Origin of the sequence: Lysinibacillus sp. FSL M8-0134, from assembly GCF_038069745.1 — a bacterium.
GTDB classification, from domain to species: domain Bacteria; phylum Bacillota; class Bacilli; order Bacillales_A; family Planococcaceae; genus Lysinibacillus; species Lysinibacillus irui.
Window position 1 is genome coordinate 3,770,137 of record NZ_JBBPAJ010000001.1, and the last position, 21,613, is coordinate 3,791,749.

A 21,613-nucleotide genomic window follows, 5' to 3' on the forward strand; every position below is an offset into this window, starting at 1 on the left:
CACCTCCACGCTAATTATTGTGTACGGAGGTGATGACATTTATGCTCATGAATTGATGATTTACAGAAGGATTTATTTCCCTATGATTTGCTTTTTTACTTCTTCCCAAATTTTTAACATAGGAACCGGCATCGGTAATCGTTCTATCTGCTCCGGCGTTAACCAATTGCCCATTGTAGCTGTCTCACATTTCATATAATAGCTATTTAAATGCCATGTTAAATGTGAAAAGACATGTTTAAAAGAAATCAGCTCCTGTTTAGCTTGTCCTTCTAATGGGTATTCCTTTGTAAAGTTTTCAATTGATGATTGACTAGTATCAATCATCGGAAATTGCCATAATTTAGCCAGCAATCCTTCCTCAGGTCGTTGTTCCATTAGAAATTTTCCATTAACATCTTCACATATAAGGACTTCGTACGTGAGATGCTTCATTTTTATTTTCTTTGATTTGACAGGTAACTTTTCTGGTTCGCCCTCATTAAATGCGGTGCAATACTCTCTTACTGGACATAATAAACATTTTGGAGAGGTAGGCGTACAAATGAGTGCCCCCAGTTCCATTAAACCTTGGTTAAAAGAGGAAGCATGATTAGGATCAATTAGCTCTTCGACCGCTACTTCAAAAATTTTCTTCGTTTTTGGCAAGGCTATATCATCATGTATATCAAGCACTCTACTTAAAACACGCATAACATTGCCGTCAACTGCATGTTCAGGCTTATTATAGGCAATACTTAAAATAGCTCCAGCAGTATAGGGGCCAACACCTTTTAATTTCGATATTTCGTGACGATTATCGGGCACAACGCCACCGTAATTTTCTAAAACTTCACGAGCACCTGCTTGTAAATTACGTACACGGGAATAATAACCAAGACCTTCCCAATGTTTCAGTAAATAGTCTTGTGGTGCTTCCGCGAGTAAATCTAATGTTGGAAAACTTTCCATAAAACGATTGTAATAAGGAATAACTGTGTCGACACGTGTCTGCTGTAGCATCACTTCCGATACCCAAATTTTATAAGGGTCTGTTGTATGTCTCCACGGTAAGTCGCGTTTCTCAGCGTTAAACCATTCGACTAAAGATTGTCGAAATTCTGTTACATATGGGTAATTCACAGTGACCTCCGATGTTTTTACGATTTAATTTATGATGAAAAGGGTATACAATTAGGAAAAGTACATTCGGGAATAATCGACAAAAATTGTCTTTATTCCAAGACTGAATGTTAGAAATTTCAATATACCTTTTATTATTGAAATAAAGATGTATGCACATTGTACTCGATTTTATTGCATACTAGGAGTGGATATTTTTGGATTCAGGTACACATTTCGTTATGGGTATAGCCCTTGGCGGTCTTGCATTAGCCGACCCTGTAGTAGCCAACCATTCAATGACTTTTACTGCAGTAATGGCAGGTACAATTATTGGCTCACAGGCTCCAGATGTCGACACTGTGCTAAAACTACGTAATAACGCCATCTATATTCGTCATCATCGTGGAATTACACATTCACTACCAGCTGTAGCTATTTGGCCCATTTTAATTACAGTTGTTTTATCGCTTATTTTGCAAGACGTAAATGTGTTTCATTTATGGCTTTGGACATTTTTAGCTGTAGCCCTTCACGTCTTTGTTGATATTTTTAACGCCTATGGTACTCAAGCAATACGACCATTTTCTAGAAAGTGGGTAGCGTTAGGTGTTATAAATACATTTGATCCAATTATTTTTTCCTTACATTGTCTTGGTATTGTGTTATGGGCATTTGGTACAAATCCTGTTTGGACATTTAGCATCATGTATGTCGTCATTGTAGTTTATTATATTTTACGATTTGCTGTTCAAAAAGCTGTAAAAAAAGCTGTGCATCATACCTTACAGGACGAAGAATACGTCATTGTAGCACCTACTATGCGCTTCTTTCATTGGCGAATCGCAGCCAAATCTAAAACACATTACTATGTAGGGCGAGCTTATGGAAGGACAGTTAATATTTACGATAAATTCGAAATTAAGCCTTTACCAAAAACTGCGCTTATCCATGCTGCAATGAAAGACCCTAACTTAGCAGCATTTGTGTCCTTTTCCCCCATGTACCGATGGGAAATCTCAGAGCTTGAAAACGGCTTAACAGAAGTAAGATTAATCGATCTGCGTTACCGTAGCGATAATCGTTATCCTTTCGTGGCCGTTGCACATTTAAATGATAATAATGAAATCATGACGTCCTATACGGGCTGGATTTTCACAGAAGATAAGTTACAGAAAAAACTACAAATCGGTGCAAGTAATTAAGCAGTAAACCCTGACCAATAGTGATCAGGGTTTTCTTATTGGATCATATCATCACTAGCATCTAATAAATGAGAGTACTTTGGATTGCGTCCTGCAAAGGTATGGAGTTTATCACCATAGCTTGTAATTAATTGGCGTACTAGATTTTCTGTATAATCTGCGCCTCGATAAGCGTATCCTGCTTTGGCAGCTGTTGATTCAAAGTCACTCCATAACAGTTCAACCCAAACACGTGCTCGGCCCACTGACATTTGCGGATTTTTTGCCAGCAACTCAGCTGTCAATTTTTCAATTTTATCTTCCACTTACTTTCCCACCTTTACAGGGGATAGTATAGATACAGGTAATGCTTCTTGATACTTGTTTCCACCTAAACGGTGTCCCCAAGCAAAGCGTCCCTTTAGATAATCTACTTGGAAAAATTCATTATCCGAACCATCAATACGATACATTTCTCCTGGTACAATCGTATCCAGATCTACTAAATAAGCAGCTGCCATTAAGGCTTTGCGTTCATAAACAGCAAACTCATTGATAATTCCTAGCTGCTCGGCCTTACGTGCTTTTTCTTTTAGAAAAGCTATTTCCTCACGTAGTTCATGCTCTGACATAGCAGCATAATTTTTTTCGTTCATTCTTCATTCTCCTTCTCTTCTATAAAACGATCTATTACCTCTATAGGAAAACCCTTTTGATAGAGCGCCTGTTTAATTTTCATTTTCAGCTCATAACCAGTATACTTCGATACGTACTTTTTCCAAACTTTTTCGCCTTGAACATCGAGGAGCTGTTGCCAGTTGTCTTCATCTTGTCCAAGCTCTATTTGGTTAAGCACCTCTTCAACAATAGAAAATGCATAACCTTTTCTTAACAGATAGTCTTGGATTTTTGCCTTTACTTGTGTTGGTGTTTTTTTGTTTTCTGAACGAACAATTTTATCGGCTAACTGGCTAGCTAGGTTTAATTGTTCTTCGAAACTATATGTAGCAAGCACCTCATCCTGTAAGTTTTTATCTATGCCTTTTTTGATAAGATCTTGTCTAATCGCTCTTGGCCCTTTTTTCATAGTAGCCTTTTTTGTATCGAGCAATGCCTTTGAGTAATTTTCATCATTGATAAAACCATATGTTTTTAACTTCTGGATTGCCTCTAACACCACTGCTTCTCCAAATTCTAATGCAAGGAGCTTTTTCTTAACCTCATGCTCACTTCGCATTTGATAAGATAAAAAATTTAATCCTTTATTAAATGCCTTACGTATTTCATCCTCATAGGCAATTTCCTGGATTTCAAATTCGTCCAGTACTTTCCCCTTTGTTAAACCAAATTGAATGAGAATAGCTTCATCAACCGGAAAAGCATATTCTTCATTTAAATAAATATTATAGCGCTCAGGATTGTTTTTTTGACGTGCAATTTTTGTAATCATACGCATAGCAAACACCTCACTCTAGTTATTATAGCATTTCTTTTTAAAGGATTTGATAATTGGTTTTAGTATTTTGCCTACGTACACTGGTATTCACCTCTCTAATTAGGTAGTTATCTCTGCTTGCATGGGTACTATATATTAGCGAAGATTTTTTGCGCCTCTGACACATACGTTTTCAAACCATACGCTACAGATGTTCACTAATCGGTTACATGGTAAACTTACAAGTAAGCTTTTATTCGAAAAGAGGTGTTGTTATGAAAATCGTTATTGCAGGTGGTACTGGCTTTGTTGGAAAAGCCCTTATAAAGCTATTGCAAGACTATGGTCATAACCTTTTTGTCTTAACACGTCATCAATCAAAAATAGATAATGGCGTTCACTATGTACAATGGCTACAGCCGCACCAGCCTTCTGTAGAGTTATTTGAAGGTGTAGATGTTTTTGTTAATCTTGCAGGTGTTTCTTTAAATAATGGGCGCTGGACGAAAAGACAAAAAAAGGCTATCTATTGGAGCCGAATGACTACGACACTTGAAATAATACGGATAATGGAAATACTTACGAAAAAACCTAAAGTATTTGTTAATGCTAGTGCGGTAGGTATTTATCCGACTTCAACAGAAGCAATCTATGATGAAGATTTTACGGCTTATGCAACTGACTTTTTGGGAACAACCGTCCATGATTGGGAACGCCATGCAAAACGAGCAGAGCGTTTTGGGATTCGGGTTGCTCTCGCACGTTTTGGTGTCATTTTAGGACGAGACAATGGTGCACTCCCACCAATGCTATTACCGTATAAAATGCATGTAGGTGGAACTATTGGCTCCGGTGAACAATGGCTGTCATGGGTACATATCGATGACGTAGCACGTGCCATTTATTTCGCTATAATGAATGAAAGTATCCATGGACCATTTAATGTAACGGCCCCAAATGCTATGAGAATGAAAGATTTTGGACAAACACTTGCAAAGGTCATGGGTAGACGTCATTGGATGCCTGTGCCAGGTTTTGCTATACGTTTAGCTCTCGGTGAACAAAGTAAACTTGTTTTAGAGGGGCAACATGTCATCCCAACAGTTTTAGAAAAACATCATTTTACATTTCAATATCCTGATTTAACACAAGCACTTGAAGACATATTAAATGCTCGGAAATAGTGGATAATTTCTAGCTTTTTTACGCATCCTAATGAAAAAGAAAGGATGCGTTTTTTATGTGGAAACAACATATTGTAGGTGCGGTAATCGCTACTTTTATTATTGCCGCAGGAATTAGCTTTAATCCAAATTTTGCTGCCGGTTCTGATGAACACCATTGGGGCTTTAAGCGCGCTAAAAATGGGGAGCAGGCAGAGGCAGGAGCGCAGCTTGATCAGTTACTTGATAAATATGGAGCTATTTACAAAGGAAAGCCGGATAAAAAAATTGCCTATTTAACATTTGATAATGGCTATGAAAACGGCTTTACCGAAAGTATTTTGGATACATTGAAAAAGGAAAATGTACCTGCAACCTTCTTTTTAACAGGACATTATTTAGACAGTGCCAGCGATTTAGTGAAACGCATGGTAAAAGATGGTCATACAATCGGGAATCACTCTTATGGTCATCCCAATATGGCTCGTCTCTCTCCAGATGGAATGCGTGCAGAATGGAAAAAGTTCGATGGAAAGCTACGCGAATTAACTGGAATTGACCGCACAACTTATGCCCGTCCACCCGAAGGTATTTTTAATGCAAAAGTGTTAGAGGTGGGAAATGCAGAAGGTTATCGTCATATTTTCTGGTCTGTAGCATTTAAGGATTGGATGAAGGATGAACGTCGTGGTGCGGATTATGCTTATAATGCACTAATGGAACAATTGCATCCTGGAGCGGTTATATTAATGCACACAGTAGCACAGGACAATGCTGAAGCTTTACCAATGTTTATTGCAGAAGCAAAAAAACAAGGCTATACATTTTTATCACTTGACGATTTAGTATTAGAATATGATGATTTCCCTGTTGCTTTGCAATCCCCTGTACCTTCGTTATAATGGGGAGATGACATTATAAAGCAGGGACGTGGAACGTTTGACGCAGCAAACAACGATGACCGTGGGACAAAAATTCCCATTAACAATAAAAAGACTTGGTATTAATGGTGAGGGTGTAGGATTTTACAAACGTAATGTAGTATTTGTGAAAGGGGCAATTCCTGGAGAAGAAATTACAGCTCAAGTAACAAAAACACAGCGTAATTTTGCTGAAGCTGAAATATTATCAATCCGAAAAGCTTCAAAATACCGTCAGGAAGCACCTTGTCCAGTTTACAACGAATGTGGTGGCTGTCAGCTTCAGCACATGACTTATGACAAACAGCTAGTGGAAAAGCGTGATATTGTTATTCAAGCATTAGAACGTTATGCAAAACCATTAGCTGAAACTGTAGAGGTACGGAAAACACTTGGTATGGATAATCCTTGGCACTATCGTAATAAAAGCCAGTTCCAAGTGCGTAAAGAAGGCAAGCGCGTATATGCTGGCTTATTTGCAGAAGGAAGTAACAAGCTATTGAATATAAATGATTGCCTTGTTCAGCACCCCGTCACTTCTAAAATTACTGTTGCAACACGTAAGATTTTACAAAAATTGAATATAACTATTTACGATGGTCGTACGCTTGATGGTTTAGTTCGTACGATTGTAGTTCGTACTGGTATACGCACTGGGGAGACACAAGTAGTACTTGTAACTACTCGTAAAGAAATTCCTCATTTAACTGAACTTATAACACGTATTAAAAAGATTGATCCTAGCATTGTATCCATTGCACAAAATATAAATCGTGAGAAAACTTCTTTAATCTTTGGTGATGAAACGATTGTTCTTGATGGTAAAGAAACAATCCACGAGGAGCTTGGTGAATTGGCCTTTGATTTATCAGCACGCGCCTTTTTCCAGCTAAACCCAACGCAAACTGTTCATCTCTATAATGAAATTAAAAAGGCTGCTGCTTTAACTGGTAAAGAAACAGTTGTAGATGCTTATTGTGGAGTCGGAACAATTGGACTTTGGCTAGCAGATCAAGCGAAGGAAGTCCGTGGGATGGATGTCATTCCTGAAAGCATTCAAGATGCACGTAAAAATGCACGTAATCATGGCTTTAAGCATACTAAATATGCAGTTGGTACAGCAGAAAATGTCCTAGCTAAATGGAGAAAAGAAGGGTTTACACCAGATGTTATTACTGTAGATCCACCACGTACAGGACTTGCTCCTGAGTTTATTCGAACAGTGCTTAAGCTTAAACCTAAACGTTTTGTTTATACCTCTTGTAACCCTTCGACTTTAGCTAAGGACTTACAACAATTATCGAACCTTTATCATGTTGAGTATATTCAGCCTGTTGACATGTTCGCTCAGACAGCTCAGGTGGAATGCGTGGCAAAGCTTGTATTGAAAAATAAATAAATGGCAAAAAGGACGTCTCAAAAAAATTGAGACGTCCTTTTCTTTATTTAGCACAGCACAAGCTGCCTGGTGGATGATAGACGGTCTAGAAAAGTCGATACCTTAACCATTTCCCCAGGATTTAAAAGATTTTTAAATGTTGAATTTTGAACTTTTACCAAAAGAACTTTAAGACGTAAGCTTTGTACTTTTATCTTTACTCTTTAAGCTTTCAATTTAGTTTAGTTGAAAGTTTCCATTGGGTAAGGCATGTTTAAGGTTTTTACTCGCACACATGCCTTCAAGCGCGAGCGACTTTTCGTTTTCCATTTTCGCTAGGTCATGCAAATCTCGTTAAGCTTGTACTTCAATAAATGTTGTGGCATTCGACTCTGATAGAACAGCATCAACCTCAGATTCAAATTCTTCAATTCGATTACTCAATGTTTCTATTTGTTTTTTGACGTTTAGTGGATCGATTAATTCATACTCATTTCTTTTCATAAATGTTTCAGTATGTAATTTGACTTCCTCTGGAGATTGTTTGTCTTTATTGCCTAATATGTTAATTAAATAAGTTTCCAACTTGGCTGGTAATGCATCATTTTCTTTGGCAACTGTATGAATTGCTGAACGGTATTGATGCTGCATAACTTCGAGCAAATTCTTTTCAAATTGAATAGATTGCTTTCGTTCAATTGCCTCTGCAACTGTCATTTCTTCCTTGCCAACTTTCACCTTAGTTTGGGCATTAGATTGAACAACGAGTGCTTTTATTTTATTTCGATAGTGAATTAAGCCAATCACTTTATCATACGAAGCTTGCATTTGTTTTTCATACTCACCAATTTCTATACCATTAATCTTACTATTACTTTTTCGATTAGCTAATACCGAGCTAACCTCATTTGTTGCTGCTTCAATTCTTATATTCAACATTTTTAATTCTGTTAACGCACGATGAATAGATAATTTTTTCATTTCAGTCATGATAAAATCTCCCTGTCTAAGCAAGTGTATTTTTTTATTATAAATGGTAATATTAACAATGTCCAAAATATACCTTTAATTTTTTATTGATTTCAAAAGAACATGTCTGTATAATATCTTTTTAGGTGCCAAACCTATGTAACTTGGACGGAACATCCTTGTTACGCAAAAAACGCCATAACAGCACGGATTTGCTGGGCGTTTTTTTGTTTTGAGCGGGAAGATGAGCCCCGCTCTTTTTATTTTGCCATCGATGGTTCTTTATGCTTCTGACGTCCAAAAATTAGTAAAACGATTGCAACTGCAAGCAATAGCATTGCCACAAGTAAAAGGAAGCTATAATTTTTTACATATTCTAAATAAACCCCACCTAAAAAAGGTCCTGTTAAGCTACCAATGCTTAGAGCAATACCGCACAGTAAATTTCCTGTAGGTAAAAGCTCCTTTGGTGTTAAATCCGCCATAAATGTAATCCCCAAAGAAAACATCGAGCCAACTAACGTACCCGTTAAGAAAAACGCTACAGCCACAGCCATTTGGGAATGCTCTAAAAAGCTTGCAATTCCGAAAATGATAGCACCCCCAAATGACCCTATCAGCAAGATGTTCCTTCTCCCGATTTTATCGCCTAGTGCACCTAGTGGAACTTGAGTCAAAATACCACCAAATGTAAAGACAGATAAAATAATAGGAATCATACCGACTTCAAAGCCTTTGCGTAAAGCATAAACTGGAAACAACGCATTTAGTGAAGACTCCAGAAACCCATAAACGAAAGGTCCTAAAAAGGCAATCCAACCAAATACAATGGCCATTTTATAACGTTGCCATCCTCTTGCTTTTAAGTCACCAGTTAGTCGCTCTGGTTTTTCATTTTGTAAGAAAAATACAAAGGACCATGCGAATAGGCACATGATGGATGAGACGATAAACGGTAAAGCTTCTGTAATTTCTATCAGCTTGACTAAGAGTGGCCCAACTGCAAAGCCTATACTAAATGATAAACCATAGATGGCCATGCCTTTCCCTAAACTTTTAGGATCTGCTGTACTTGTAATCCATGTTTGTGTCGCATAGTGTAAAGCATGATCTCCTACACCGATTAGTAAACGAAGTACAAACCAAAAGGTCACACTCTTCCATAAGGGAAATGCAAGTAAAGACGCAAAAACAAGTGCTCCACCAACTAAAATAATCGGTTTGTAACCCCATTTCCGTAAAGGCTGCTCAATAAAAGGTGAAATTAATAATGTTCCTATGTATAAGCCTGTTGCATTCAAGCCATTCAATGCAGAGGATACCCCATCACGTTCAAATATGATCGAAATAAGCGGTAGTAGCATCCCTTGTGAAAAGCCTGATATGGATACAATTAATACTAAAATGGTAAATCTTTTTTTGCTGTAATCTGAGAAGTACGTCATTTTTCCCTCCAATATCAAGTCATTCTTCCAAAGAACAGCATACCAAAAAGCCTTAGCGCTCACCACATGTGATTTTACGCTAAGGCCTAACTAATACTTATCCTCATTTAATTGTATAAACACGAATTTCGGCTTTTGATTATTACCGAGTACTTGTTTAAACTCCCTCCTTTTCGAGTTAGTGTTGCAATTATTTTTTCAATCAGCTCCTTTACTTTATCTTAAAACAACTTTAACATACATCAACAATATTGTAAATATTCTGTCTTTTCATTTTTAAAATTAATCGCTTAGTCCTAGGTGTTTACCTAAACATTGAAATTTCAGCTAAAATCAGCTACGATGAAGGGGATGAAATGAGGTGTACGAATGTCAAATCCAATCACTGATAAAAAGCAGCAAGTAACTTATTTAAAAGAGCGTCTTGAAATGTTTTTAGAAGTATTAGATGCCCTTGATCCTGAAACAGCTGAATTAGAAGATATTGATCGTTTAATTCAAATGATGGATGATTTAGAAGATAAAATGGAGCAATTTAATGCTCGTGAACAATAATGAATCGTAAATAGACAAGCACTATGTATACTCGCCTAAAGACTATTGGCAAACTTCAACATTTAAAAGTTTGCCTATAGTCTTTTTACTTTAGTAAAGCTTTAATTTTCGCTTGTTTTTAATGACAGTCCCAGTTATATAATACTTTGCTAAAATCTTTATTCTTTAGTTCTTCCTCTGTAATGAAGAAGTTACCAACACCACAATCACCCCAAAGAATATCATCCCCCATACTATCTACTTGTAACAGCAAGATTGTAGAGTCAGTATAATCTCCGTATGCTCTTGGATCTTCTTGTGTAAAGAACGGATAACCACCTATTTTATGACCATCCCCCGTTAAAGCATCATAGAATGCATCCTCTAACATTTCATCCTCCTCTATAGAAGTTAAGATGCTGCCATACTTGTCATTACTTCTAAAATCATCAATCGACAATGGTTCCAAACCTTTTTCAAAGGATAATGCCATTTCACGCTCTACAGGAAAATACATTTCCTCATCCTCAATATTGACAAATGAAAAATCCTGGACAAGTTGCGATTCATCATACGTGATTGTTTCATGGAAAATAACCCGAAAACCTTCTTGATGTTGTCCATTATCGAAATCCATTCCTAAAACGTCATCATACCCATCAATATAAAACTGCAATATTCCTTCCTCGGGGAAATTTGGTAAATGGTTAGGTACCTCTGCAAAATTAATTTGAGCTAATAGTTTCAATGGTTGTCCATTGATGTTTTTGGGGTACTCCATCGACAATGGAAAATAAGGATCCCCTGCAAACTTACTTTGAAACAAAGTTGTTGTACTGATTTCCGTATCAACTAATACAACAGGTTTCATAGTTTCCTCTATTAACGGTCTATATTGTTCAATTTTCTCGGGTAACTCAAGTAACGTTTTAGCACACATACTAGTTCCTCCTTAATTGTGGATTCTCCTTCATATTAGAACAAACGTTCTATAAAATCAACTCTCAACTAAAATACTATTAAAATATGCTCTTATTTAACACTCTCAGATAAGGACTCTTTTTTTCATTAGTTGAAAAGAGTATAATGTAACGTGGAAATAATCAATTTTTCTATGGGGGGCAATACCAATGAATCTACAAACTTTGGAGAAAAGTCTTTACGATTTAATTACTGAAACATCTACGAATTTACCTAAGGATGTTCGTCGTGCTATTAAAAAAGCAAAAGAGGCTGAGAATGCTGGCACTCGTGCAGCAATGAGCTTAGACACAATCTCTACTAATATTATTATGGCAGAAGATAACGTGTCACCAATTTGTCAGGATACAGGACTTCCAACTTTCAAAATTTATACACCTGTTGGCGTAAATCAATTAGAAATTAAAGCTGCAATCAAAAAAGCAATCAATGATACGACAGCAGATGCAAAATTACGTCCAAACGCAGTGGATTCATTAACTGGTGCAAACAGTGGTAATAACCTTGGTGATGGTTTACCAGTTATGAAATTTGAACAATGGGAAAAAGACTACATTACAATTAAGTTAATTTTAAAAGGTGGCGGCTGTGAAAATAAAAACATACAATACAGTCTACCATGTGAACTAGAAGGTCTTGGTCGTGCGGGTCGTGACTTAGACGGTATTCGTAAATGTATTATACACTCAGTATACCAAGCTCAAGGGCAAGGCTGTTCAGCTGGTTTCATTGGTGTTGGTATTGGTGGAGATCGTTCTTCAGGCTATGATTTAGCAAAAGAACAATTATTCCGTCATGTAGAAGATACAAATCCAAATCCAGATCTTGCAAAATTAGAAGAGTATGTAGTTAAAACAGCTAATACATTCGGTATCGGTACAATGGGCTTCGGTGGTGAGGCAACATTATTAGGATGTAAAATCGGCGTAATGCACCGTATCCCTGCTTCTTTCTATGTATCTGTAGCATATAATTGCTGGGCATACCGCCGCATGGCTGTAGACATTGATCCTCAAACTGGCGAAATTATTAAATGGCACTATCAAGAAGGCGAAAAAATTACCTTCAAAGAAGATGAAGTGGCTGCTACAACAGAAGATACAACAACAAATGTAGTAGAGCTTACTGCACCAATTACTGAAGAACAAATTCGCTCACTAAAAGTTGGTGATGTCGTTTCTATTTCTGGTCGTATGTATACTGGTCGTGACGCTATCCACCACCATTTAATGAGCCACGATGCACCAGTTGACCTAAACGGACAAGTTATTTATCACTGTGGACCTGTTATGGCAAAAGACGAAGAAGGTAATTGGACAGTAAAAGCTGCTGGTCCAACGACATCTATTCGTGAGGAACCATACCAAGGTGATATCATGAAAAAATTTGGTATCCGTGCTGTAATCGGTAAAGGTGGTATGGGACCAAAAACATTAAAAGCTCTTAATGAACATGGTGGTGTTTACTTGAACGCTATCGGTGGAGCAGCTCAATACTACGCAGACTGCATTAAAGGTGTTGACGGTGTTGATTTAATGGAGTTTGGTATTCCTGAAGCAATGTGGCACTTAAATGTTGAAAACTTTACAGCAGTTGTAACAATGGACTCACACGGTAACTCATTACATGCAGATGTTGATAAATCATCATTAGAAAAACTAGCTTTGCATGCTGAAAGAGTCTTCTAATTAAATAAAAGGTTGCAGTGATCTATTTTACTGCACAATTTAGTAAGGCACAGAATATTCCTAGTGAATAGACTGTGCCTTATTCTTTATTCGAAACAGACTCCCCTAACCGCCTTATGAACAACATAAAACTCCTTCAAACTTCCTACTTTATTTTTATAAATTCCTTTGTTATAATAATTCTAAATAAAATAGATGGTAATTGAAATCTATTTTCAATTAAAACCACTGAATAAACACTTATTTATAGAGGTTTTGATATTGATTTTCATTATCAGGAGGGATATGAATGGAATACTCTAATCGAGAAAATATAAATTTAATTGAGAAAATTAAGGAGCATGCTGAATTAATCGCTGCTCTTATGGCCGGCATTTTTATTTTACTTGCTTGGCGTTTAGATACAAGCGGACAAACAACTGCATCAGTTCTACTGTATTTAATAGCGTTTTGTGTAGGTGGTTTTGCAAAGGCCAAAGAAGGTATTGAAGAAACGATTGAAGATCGGAAACTTAATGTGGAACTACTAATGGTATTAGCCGCCATTGGTTCGGCAGCAATAGGCTATTGGATAGAGGGAGCTATTCTTATTTTTATCTTTGCTGTAAGTGGTGCTCTTGAAACATATGCCATGAATAAAAGTCACCGTGAAATATCAGCCCTTATGAACTTACAGCCAGAAGAAGCTTGGTTAGTGCGAGGCGGTTTTGAGCCAATGAAGGTGTCAGTCTCAACGTTACAAATCGGTGATCATTTACTTATTAAACCTGGAGAACGCATTCCAGCAGATGGGGTTATTTTCAAAGGGCAGTCTTCCATTGATGAATCTGCGATTAGCGGTGAGCCATTACCTGTTTTAAAAAACGAAGGTGATGAAGTATTTGCAGGCACAGTTAACTTAAATGGTGCTATTACGATGGAAATGACAAAAGCTAATTCAGAAACACTATTCCAAAAAATTATACAACTTGTTCAAAGTGCACAAAGTGAAAAATCACCCTCTCAGCAATTTATTGAGAAATTTGAAGGGACTTATGTAAAATTTGTATTATTAGCTGTTGCCATTATGATGTTCCTTCCCCACTTTTTACTTGGTTGGGACTGGACAACAACATTTTACCGAGCAATGGTGTTATTGGTAGTTGCCTCGCCATGTGCACTTGTTGCATCCATCATGCCTGCTACATTAGCAGCAATCTCTAATGGTGCAAAAAATGGTGTCCTATTTAAAGGTGGTTTACATTTAGAACATCTCAGTGTTTTACGTGCATTAGCAGTTGATAAAACAGGTACTTTAACACAAGGTAAACCCGAAGTTACAGATTTCATTGTCCGAGATGGTGAAGATCGTGCTAAGGCTTTAGCCATTCTTGCAGGGATTGAATCTCAATCCAATCATCCACTTGCCCAAGCCATTACCTCGTATGCTAAGGCTCAAGGCATTAATGCCTTGCCTCAAGCAACAATAGAGGATATTCCAGGCTGGGGTATGAAAGGAACAATTCAAAACAAGGAATATCAAGTAGGAAAACCAGAGTTTGTGGATGCGCAACTTGCCAATGATTTTGCAAACGGCGCAGTGACTAAGCTGGCAGCAGAAGGAAAAACAGTTATTTTCATTCGCGATGAACATGGAATTGTTGCATTAGCAGCATTAAAAGATACTGTACGCTCCGAAGCTAAGAAAGCTGTCACTTTATTAAAAGAGCTTGGTATCCAAGTGGTAATGCTAACAGGCGACAATGAAAAAACGGCTAAAGTGATTGCTCAAGAAGCTGGCGTTACGGAATATGTTGCAGAATGTCTGCCTGAAACAAAGGTAACTGAAATGAAACGATTACTTACCCAACATCAATTTGTTGGTATGGTCGGCGATGGTATTAATGATGCTCCTGCGCTTGCTACTGCAACTACAGGGATTGCTATGGGTGAAGGCACAGACGTTGCACTAGAAACAGCAGATGTCGTGCTAATGAAAAATGACTTATCTAAAATCGCTTATGCTGTTCGCCTATCACGAAAAATGCAGCGAATAATAAAACAAAATATATTCTTTTCAATTGGAGTTATTGTCCTATTAATCGCCTCAAACTTCTTACAAGTAGTCGACTTACCTTTAGGTGTAATTGGCCATGAGGGTAGTACAATTCTAGTAATATTAAACGGTTTACGCATGCTTAATAAAAATGTCTAGGCTAACATAAAACAGCCCCGCTCATCTTTGAACTGCCCCGTAAAAGTTAGACACCAATCTAACTTTTACGGGGGTTTTTTTATGGCAAAAGTAAGGCTGAACAACGTATTCAAGCAGTCCAGAGATACTTAAATGGAGATGAATCTATGATTGAAATCGCAGAAGACATCGGAGTGACAAAAAGGGTTGTAAGTGAATGGGTTCGCCGATATCAAAAAAATGGTGTAGAGACTTTCTTAAAGTCCTATACAAACTATTCAGCTGACTATAAAATGAATGTACTAAATTATATGAACGAGACAGGTACATCTTCAGTTGATACAGCTGCTCTCTTTAATATTTCATCTTCTGGCTTAATTCGGGGTTGGAAATTAAAGTTTGAAGTTGGTGGTTATGATGCTCTTGTTTCCAAGAAAAAGGGGCGTCCATCCATGAAAAAAGACACAAAAAGAACAACGAAATCAATACCAGCTGAAGGGTCTGTTGAGGCGTTAACAGCACGTATTAAACAATTAGAAATGGAGAATGCCTACTTAAAAAAGTTGAATACTTTAGTTCAAATGAAAGAAAAATTACCAACCAAATCAAAGCGCAAGTAATTTACGAACTAAAGGAAATCTATGAAGTGGTGGAATTAATCAAAGTCGCTGATATTCCACGTAGTACGTATTATTACTGGGAAAAGCGTTTGAATCGTACTGATAAATACGCTGATGTGAAAGTCGCAATTCAGTCCATTTATCATGAACATAAGGGACGTTATGGCTATCGTCGGATTGCTAAAGAACTTAAAAAATACGGCATTGTTCATGATCCCAAAACGATTAACGGTTTGATGAATGCCATTGGCATAAAATGTGAAGTCCGCATGAGGAAATATCGTTCGTATAAAGGAAAAGTCGGAAAAATTGCCCCAAACATATTACAACGTGATTTTACAGCGAAAAAAATGAACGAGAAATGGGTAACAGACGTGACAGAGTTCCATCTATTTGGTGAGAAACGCTATTTATCACCAGTCCTTGATTTATGTAATGGCGAAATTATTGCATACACGGTAATGAATCGTCCAGTGTATAACCTCGTCCATGATATGCTAGAACAAGCATTGGAGCGCATTCAATCAGGTGATCAAGTCGTTCTTCATTCGGATCAAGGTTGGCACTATCAAATGAAAAAGTATCAACGAACCTTAAAACAACATGGGATTACGCAAAGTATGTCCCGTAAGGGCAATTGTTTAGATAACGCAGTCATAGAAAATTTCTTTGGCTTATTAAAATCTGAACTCCTGTATCTACAAGAATTTGAATCCATGGCACATTTCGAACAGGAACTTCATGACTATATTCACTATTACAATCACAAACGAATGAAGGCAAAATTAAAAGACCTAAGCCCGGTGGAGTACCGAACTCAGGTCTTAGAAGTAGCTTAACTAAATATGTCTAACTTTTTTGGGTCAGATCATCTTGTACCAAGAAGCGAGGCTGTTTTTTCTTATTTTAGCATTTCCTTTTGAAGTGCCCTTTTCTGCATTGTAGCATTTAATATCCCACCAAAGATAAGGATAATCCCCGTAAAATATAGCCAGAGCATTAAAATAATGACGCCACCAATACTACCATATGTAGCAGAATAATTAGCAAAATTATTAATATAAAAAGAGAAACCATATGTGACTGCTAACCAAGCGAATGTAGCAAACATCGCTCCTGGCCAAACGCCCATTATTTTCAAGCGAGGACTTGTATTAGGTACAATCCAGTAGATCCCCATTAAAACGATAAAAATAAGTATTGGTGGAATGGACCATCTTAATCTATGCCAAATGGATTCAAACTGCTCCTCTATTCCAATGATTGAGAATAGGAAATGGCCAATTTGCTGACCAAATACAGGCAATAAGAGAGCAATCGCAATAACAAAAACGAGAGCGACTGTAAAAACTAATGACAAGCCTCTATCTAGTATACCTACTCTACCCTCTGTATCATAAGCTTTATTTAATGCACGAATCAGCGCATTAATGCCTTTAGATGCAGACCAAATTGTACCTAGTACCCCGATCGACAATAAGCTACTATTTCTATTTGTTAAAATCTCATTCAGCGTATTTTCAATCAGTTTATACACTTCATCTGGTAATACATTCACTAAAAATGAATAAACCTGTGTCGTTTTTAAGTTTAAATAAGGTAATAACGTCACTAAGAAAATAAGTAAGGGGAAGAACGATAATAAAAAGAAATAAGCCAATTGTGCAGCAAGCGCAGATATTTCAACTCGCTTTAGCCGACCTATTAAATCTTGGACAAAGCCTTTGGATGTCATCACACTCACTTCCTCTTCAGGAGAGACGAACGATTTCACAACTCCAAAAGCATTATGCATAGTTGCTTTTTTCTTCTCCATACAATTCCTCCTAAAACTACCTTTATTCCTTATGAGGTACAGTAAAGGCTGATTTGGTGTCTTCAATCATTCCCTGTATTGTAGAAGGTAAATCTTTAAATTCATCAACCTTTTCTGCAATTGTGTTGACATTTTCTGACACACTTTCACAAAGTACCTTCGCAGCTAATACCTTTTCCTCAACTAAATCCTGTAATTCTTCTCGATTGGTTGCATAATAAGAAATGGCTTCCTTCATTTTTTTAGTTGTGGCAATTGTTTTTTCCCGAGTTGTACGATCTAGCATACTTAATGCAGCACCAACTGCTGCTCCTGCCACGATAGATGCTAATAATTTACTTTGACCCATATTAAAACCCCCTGCTTGTGTAATTGCATATTCCCTATTATTTCATAAATAAACAGTCTACTGCCCTTATTCTACCCAATAACAGTCTATTTTTAAAGCAATGCCCAAATACGGAGTTGACATTTTTTTTATTCAATGAAATGATATGTGCGAGGAGAACGAAAGGTAGGGTAAAAAATGGATTTATCAGTTCCATCTAAAGAAAACGTTGTTTATATGGTTGATCAAATGAAAGACAAGCTTCGCATGGTGAATGTCGATGCGATGAAATCGGAACACTTCGATGAAGCAAATTATGAAGATTTAGTGTATTTATATGAAATGGTTATGAAAAGAGAAACATTTAGCCCAAGTGAAATGCAAGCAATTGTCGCTGAATTAGGATCTTTACGTAAATAAGTCAATAAAAAGGCCATTAGCAAGAGACATTTTGTCTGTTGCTAATAGCCTTTTTTTATTGTGTATTTTTAGCTTCCGAACCATCCTCAGTCACTAATGGCTGGATGAGCACCTCAACACGACGATTCTGTGCACGACCCTCTGCTGTATCATTCGGTGCAATTGCTCGGTTTTCACCATAACCCTTCGCACTAAAGTTCTCCGATTTTAATTGTGAATTACTATCCAATAATACCATGTAAAAATTGGATGCACGCATTAAGGACAACTCTAAATTTGATGAGAAATTAGGTCCAGCTGGCACATTATCCGTATGACCCGTAATGACAATGTTACGTGGCGGATTAGACACTAGTACATCTGCAAGCTCTTTGGCAATTGGAATATATTCTGGTTTAATCGTTGCTTGACCAGGATCAAATAAAATACTATCTCGAATTGTCACAAGTAACCCTTCATCCGTCATCTCTGTTGCAAATTGTTCTTCCATTTCATTGACGGCAATAAAGTTATCCACACTATCTTTAATAGCTGCTAGCTCTTGCTGATCTTTTAAATAGGCTGAATTTTGCTGTGGTGTTTGGTCGCTGTCCGCATTTGGAGTTGGTACTGGTGCTGGTTGCTCTAAAAAGCTTGTTCCACCTTCAAATACTTGATTAAATACTGCTGACATTCTATCTAACTTTTCTTGGTCGACTGAACTTGAAGCAAATAAAATAATAAACACCGCTAAGAGCAGCGTTAAGATATCTGCATATGGTACTAACCAAGATTCATCAATATGCTCATCATGCTTTTTTTTCTTAGCTTTCTTTGCCAAGGCCACCCGCCCCGCTTTCACCAGAAATTTGACGACGTTCTTCCATCGTTAAGTATGATGATAATTTCTGTTCAATAACACGTGGAGCCTCCCCTTCTAATACTGAAAGGATACCCTCAATCATCATTCTCTTTTGTTTTACTTCTAAAGCAGACTTACGCTTTAATTTGTTTGCAAATGGGTGCCATAACACATAACCAGTAAAGATACCGAGTAATGTAGCCATGAAGGCTGCCGAAATAGCATGTCCAAGTTTTTCAATATCGTTCATATCTGCCAATGCGGCAATTAACCCTACTACTGCACCAAGAACCCCTAGAGTAGGTGCATATGTACCTGCTTGCGTAAAGATAGCAGAACCACTAGCATGACGCTCTTCCATTGCCTCTACTTCTTCCGTAAGTACGTCACGAATGTAATCAGCATTTTGACCATCAATTGCTAATGTAAGACCATTTTTTAAAAATGGGTCTTCAATTTCCGAAGCTTTACTTTCTAGCGCTAATAATCCTTCACGACGAGCTAAATCAGCCCATTGTGAAAACATTTTAATAATTTCTATATCATCTGCTAATTTAGTTTCTTTAAAAAGAATTTTAAATAGCTTTGGTACACGCTTTAACTCCTTCATAGGAAAGGCAATTGTTACTGCGGAAATAGTACCAAAAATGATAATTAGAATGGCTGCTGGGTTATAAAATGCAGATAAACTTACACCCTTCATGACCATCCCTACTAACAGCGCTATTAACGCAATTATCAACCCTATAACTGATGACTTATCCATCCTAGAACCTCCAAATCTACTAATAATGTTAATTTCGGCTGTTTTTCCATAATTTAAATATATAAATGTAGTATAAATGTATTTCACTTATTTTTCGATGAAATTAATGCTTTTTATTCACATTTCGACCATTTTTGATTATATTGAATTAAGAATATTACACTAAACTGTCTTATTTCGAAAGGGGATATGAATTTGTTATTATCATTCGACACAAAATTAATAAAATATGCTGAATTGGCGGTAAAAGTAGGAGTAAATATCCAAAAAGATCAATATCTTTATATAAGCTGTTCGACCGATAACTTAAAATTAGCACAAATAATTACTAAAATTGCTTATAAAAATGGTGCAAAGCAAGTATTCGTCGATTTATCAGATGACGAACTTGTACGCGCTCGCTATGAAGGAGCACCAAAAGACTCATTTGATTTCTTCCCTCCTTGGAAAGTACAAGAGCGTGAATGGTTGGCGGATCATGGAGCTGCATTCTTAAGCATTAGTTCACAAAACCCAGATTTATTAAAAGGTATAGAACGAGACAGAATCATGGCCTTTCAAAAAGCATCTGGTCAAGCATTGGCTAACTATTATCAATGGCTACAAGCAGATAAATTTAGCTGGTCAGTGATTGCTGCACCTTCTAAGGCTTGGGCAGCAAAGGTTTTCCCTAATTTACCAGAAGAGCAACAAATCGATGCCTTATGGGAAGCGATCTTTGCAGCGACACGTATTGACGTTGAACAGTCTGTTGAAGCTTGGCATGCTCATGATCAGGAATTACATAGCAAAGCCGACTATTTAAACTCAAAGCAATATAAGTCACTTCACTATACTGCTCCAGGCACTGACCTCATGATTGAGCTACCTGCACATCACATATGGACAGGTGGGAGTAGTATCAACATACAAGGCCAGGCATTTATGGCCAATATGCCTACAGAAGAAATTTTTACTGCACCGTTAAAAACAGGTGTTAATGGCTATGTAACAAGCACTAAGCCATTAAGCTACGGCGGCAATATTATCGATCATTTTACATTAACATTTAAAGATGGTCGTATCATTGACATCAAGGCTGAGCAAGGGCAAGACATTTTAGCTGCTCTAGTTGAAACGGATGAGGGAGCTCATTACCTTGGTGAAATAGCATTAGTACCACATGCATCACCTATTTCACAATCTAATTTGTTATTTTACAATACATTATTCGATGAGAATGCCTCCAATCATTTAGCCATCGGAAGTGCTTATGCATTTTGTATAGAGGGTGGTAAAGAAATGACTACTGAGGAATTAAGTGCACATGGACTTAACCAAAGCTTGACTCATGTTGATTTTATGATTGGTTCGAACAAAATGAATATAGACGGAATTACTAACGATGGTCAAAAAGAACCTATATTCAGAGATGGAAATTGGGCATTCTAAATAATCCATTCCTACTACTAGTATTCTAGGCTAACTATGTTAAGGTTGTCATAAATTATCCTTAGATTTTACTAGGAACCTATTGTATAATTGTTTTAGGGTAATTAATAGATCATTTAAGTAGAGAGGAGCTCTAATAATGTTCATTACAACTGTTCTTGGCTTTACAGTAGTTTTATTAATTTCTATGGCATTCTTCATCCACTACCTACAAGTTGGTTTAGATAGCAAGTCTTCAGTAACTGTAGATCCAAAGCCAAACGAAAAATTCTAATGTATAAAAAACAGCTACTATAAAGGTAGCTGTTTTTTTATAGCCTACAATTTAAAAATGTATGAAGTTGCTCCTTTATTGTAAAAATTATCTGAATAAAGTCTTTATAGTTTGCATATTTAAAATTTTGCTCTAAAATATTTTTT

At 37.0% G+C, this 21,613-nt stretch carries 22 protein-coding genes; 11 read left to right on the plus strand and 11 right to left on the minus strand.

Annotated features, from left to right (window positions below):
* Positions 1–72: 72 nt before the first annotated feature.
* The gene (gene mutY / locus MKY49_RS19260) at positions 73–1,122 is read right to left on the minus strand and encodes an A/G-specific adenine glycosylase (protein ID WP_274794507.1); all 1,050 of its coding nucleotides are present in this window, start codon (positions 1,120–1,122) and stop codon (positions 73–75) included.
* Positions 1,123–1,319: 197 nt separating this feature from the next.
* Between mutY and MKY49_RS19265 the strand changes: the two genes are divergently transcribed.
* On the plus strand, positions 1,320–2,306 hold the full coding sequence (locus MKY49_RS19265) for a metal-dependent hydrolase (protein ID WP_274794508.1): 987 nt from the start codon (positions 1,320–1,322) through the stop codon (positions 2,304–2,306).
* A gap of 35 nt (positions 2,307–2,341) precedes the next feature.
* On the opposite strand, the gene MKY49_RS19270 is transcribed toward MKY49_RS19265, so the two are convergent.
* Genes MKY49_RS19270 through recX form a run of 3 tightly spaced genes read right to left on the minus strand, consistent with a single transcriptional unit; the run spans position 2,342 to position 3,741 of the window.
* Positions 2,342–2,611, minus strand: coding sequence for a YfhJ family protein (locus MKY49_RS19270; RefSeq protein ID WP_274794509.1), 270 nt, complete (start codon positions 2,609–2,611; stop codon positions 2,342–2,344).
* Positions 2,612–2,941 (minus strand): YfhH family protein, encoded by a 330-nt coding sequence (locus tag MKY49_RS19275; protein ID WP_274794510.1) that lies wholly within the window; start codon positions 2,939–2,941, stop codon positions 2,612–2,614.
* Positions 2,938–3,741, minus strand: coding sequence for a recombination regulator RecX (gene recX / locus MKY49_RS19280; RefSeq protein ID WP_274794511.1), 804 nt, complete (start codon positions 3,739–3,741; stop codon positions 2,938–2,940). The genes MKY49_RS19275 and recX overlap by 4 nt, the downstream gene beginning before the upstream one ends.
* Positions 3,742–3,995: 254 nt before the next feature.
* On the opposite strand from recX, the gene MKY49_RS19285 reads away from it, so the two are divergent.
* The 3 genes from MKY49_RS19285 to rlmD are packed head-to-tail and all read left to right on the plus strand — an operon-like array spanning position 3,996 to position 7,202.
* Positions 3,996–4,904 carry a TIGR01777 family oxidoreductase gene (locus MKY49_RS19285; protein WP_341386874.1) on the plus strand — a complete coding sequence of 303 codons (909 nt, stop codon included), beginning with the start codon at positions 3,996–3,998 and terminating at the stop codon, positions 4,902–4,904.
* 56 nt (positions 4,905–4,960) lie between these two features.
* Positions 4,961–5,785, plus strand: a complete 825-nt coding sequence (locus MKY49_RS19290) for a polysaccharide deacetylase family protein (RefSeq protein WP_274794513.1) — start codon at positions 4,961–4,963, stop codon at positions 5,783–5,785.
* Positions 5,786–5,822: 37 nt separating this feature from the next.
* On the plus strand, positions 5,823–7,202 hold the full coding sequence (gene rlmD, locus MKY49_RS19295; RefSeq protein WP_274794514.1) for a 23S rRNA (uracil(1939)-C(5))-methyltransferase RlmD: 1,380 nt from the start codon (positions 5,823–5,825) through the stop codon (positions 7,200–7,202).
* Between the two features lie 333 nt (positions 7,203–7,535).
* Here rlmD and MKY49_RS19300 read toward each other — a convergent pair whose 3' ends face one another.
* Together MKY49_RS19300 and MKY49_RS19305 are read right to left on the minus strand one after the other, a co-directional pair.
* Positions 7,536–8,171 carry a hypothetical protein gene (locus MKY49_RS19300; protein WP_274794515.1) on the minus strand — a complete coding sequence of 212 codons (636 nt, stop codon included), beginning with the start codon at positions 8,169–8,171 and terminating at the stop codon, positions 7,536–7,538.
* Positions 8,172–8,410: 239 nt separating this feature from the next.
* Positions 8,411–9,595, minus strand: coding sequence for an MFS transporter (locus tag MKY49_RS19305; protein WP_312507503.1), 1,185 nt, complete (start codon positions 9,593–9,595; stop codon positions 8,411–8,413).
* 369 nt (positions 9,596–9,964) lie between these two features.
* Here MKY49_RS19305 and MKY49_RS19310 point away from each other — a divergent pair, with 369 nt between their 5' ends.
* Positions 9,965–10,150, plus strand: coding sequence for an SE1561 family protein (locus tag MKY49_RS19310; RefSeq protein ID WP_274794517.1), 186 nt, complete (start codon positions 9,965–9,967; stop codon positions 10,148–10,150).
* Between the two features lie 118 nt (positions 10,151–10,268).
* Here the strand turns inward: MKY49_RS19310 and MKY49_RS19315 are convergent, their stop codons facing one another.
* The gene (locus MKY49_RS19315) at positions 10,269–11,069 is read right to left on the minus strand and encodes a YwqG family protein (protein WP_341386875.1); all 801 of its coding nucleotides are present in this window, start codon (positions 11,067–11,069) and stop codon (positions 10,269–10,271) included.
* A gap of 190 nt (positions 11,070–11,259) precedes the next feature.
* Between MKY49_RS19315 and MKY49_RS19320 the strand changes: the two genes are divergently transcribed.
* From MKY49_RS19320 to MKY49_RS19330, 3 genes are all read left to right on the plus strand, one after another.
* Complete coding sequence (locus MKY49_RS19320) at positions 11,260–12,798, plus strand: fumarate hydratase (RefSeq protein WP_274794519.1); 1,539 nt, start codon at positions 11,260–11,262, stop codon at positions 12,796–12,798.
* 289 nt (positions 12,799–13,087) lie between these two features.
* Positions 13,088–14,992, plus strand: a complete 1,905-nt coding sequence (locus MKY49_RS19325) for a heavy metal translocating P-type ATPase (RefSeq protein ID WP_341386876.1) — start codon at positions 13,088–13,090, stop codon at positions 14,990–14,992.
* A gap of 107 nt (positions 14,993–15,099) precedes the next feature.
* Positions 15,100–16,430, plus strand: a protein-coding gene (locus MKY49_RS19330; protein ID WP_341386955.1) for an IS3 family transposase whose coding sequence is annotated in 2 segments (ribosomal slippage) — positions 15,100–15,526 and positions 15,526–16,430 — 1,332 coding nt in all. Because the reading frame shifts where the segments join, the coding sequence is not laid out codon by codon here.
* Positions 16,431–16,492: 62 nt separating this feature from the next.
* On the opposite strand, the gene MKY49_RS19335 is transcribed toward MKY49_RS19330, so the two are convergent.
* Positions 16,493–17,407 (minus strand): YihY/virulence factor BrkB family protein, encoded by a 915-nt coding sequence (locus MKY49_RS19335; RefSeq protein WP_274794521.1) that lies wholly within the window; start codon positions 17,405–17,407, stop codon positions 16,493–16,495.
* A gap of 22 nt (positions 17,408–17,429) precedes the next feature.
* Entirely contained in the window at positions 17,430–17,756 is a 327-nt protein-coding gene (locus MKY49_RS19340) for a YtxH domain-containing protein (protein WP_274794522.1), read from the minus strand.
* A gap of 177 nt (positions 17,757–17,933) precedes the next feature.
* On the opposite strand from MKY49_RS19340, the gene MKY49_RS19345 reads away from it, so the two are divergent.
* Positions 17,934–18,155, plus strand: coding sequence for a DUF1128 domain-containing protein (locus tag MKY49_RS19345; RefSeq protein ID WP_036123318.1), 222 nt, complete (start codon positions 17,934–17,936; stop codon positions 18,153–18,155).
* A 55-nt stretch (positions 18,156–18,210) separates the two neighbouring features.
* On the opposite strand, the gene motB is transcribed toward MKY49_RS19345, so the two are convergent.
* Both motB and motA read right to left on the minus strand, forming a co-directional pair.
* Positions 18,211–18,975: a flagellar motor protein MotB gene (gene motB, locus MKY49_RS19350; protein ID WP_274794523.1), complete on the minus strand. Its 765-nt coding sequence runs from the start codon at positions 18,973–18,975 to the stop codon at positions 18,211–18,213.
* On the minus strand, positions 18,959–19,762 hold the full coding sequence (motA, locus tag MKY49_RS19355) for a flagellar motor stator protein MotA (RefSeq protein WP_274794524.1): 804 nt from the start codon (positions 19,760–19,762) through the stop codon (positions 18,959–18,961). The genes motB and motA overlap by 17 nt, the downstream gene beginning before the upstream one ends.
* 189 nt (positions 19,763–19,951) lie before the next feature.
* On the opposite strand from motA, the gene MKY49_RS19360 reads away from it, so the two are divergent.
* Both MKY49_RS19360 and MKY49_RS19365 read left to right on the plus strand, forming a co-directional pair.
* On the plus strand, positions 19,952–21,193 hold the full coding sequence (locus MKY49_RS19360; RefSeq protein ID WP_274794525.1) for an aminopeptidase: 1,242 nt from the start codon (positions 19,952–19,954) through the stop codon (positions 21,191–21,193).
* Between the two features lie 139 nt (positions 21,194–21,332).
* The gene (locus MKY49_RS19365; protein ID WP_274794526.1) at positions 21,333–21,467 is read left to right on the plus strand and encodes a hypothetical protein; all 135 of its coding nucleotides are present in this window, start codon (positions 21,333–21,335) and stop codon (positions 21,465–21,467) included.
* Positions 21,468–21,613: the final 146 nt, after the last annotated feature.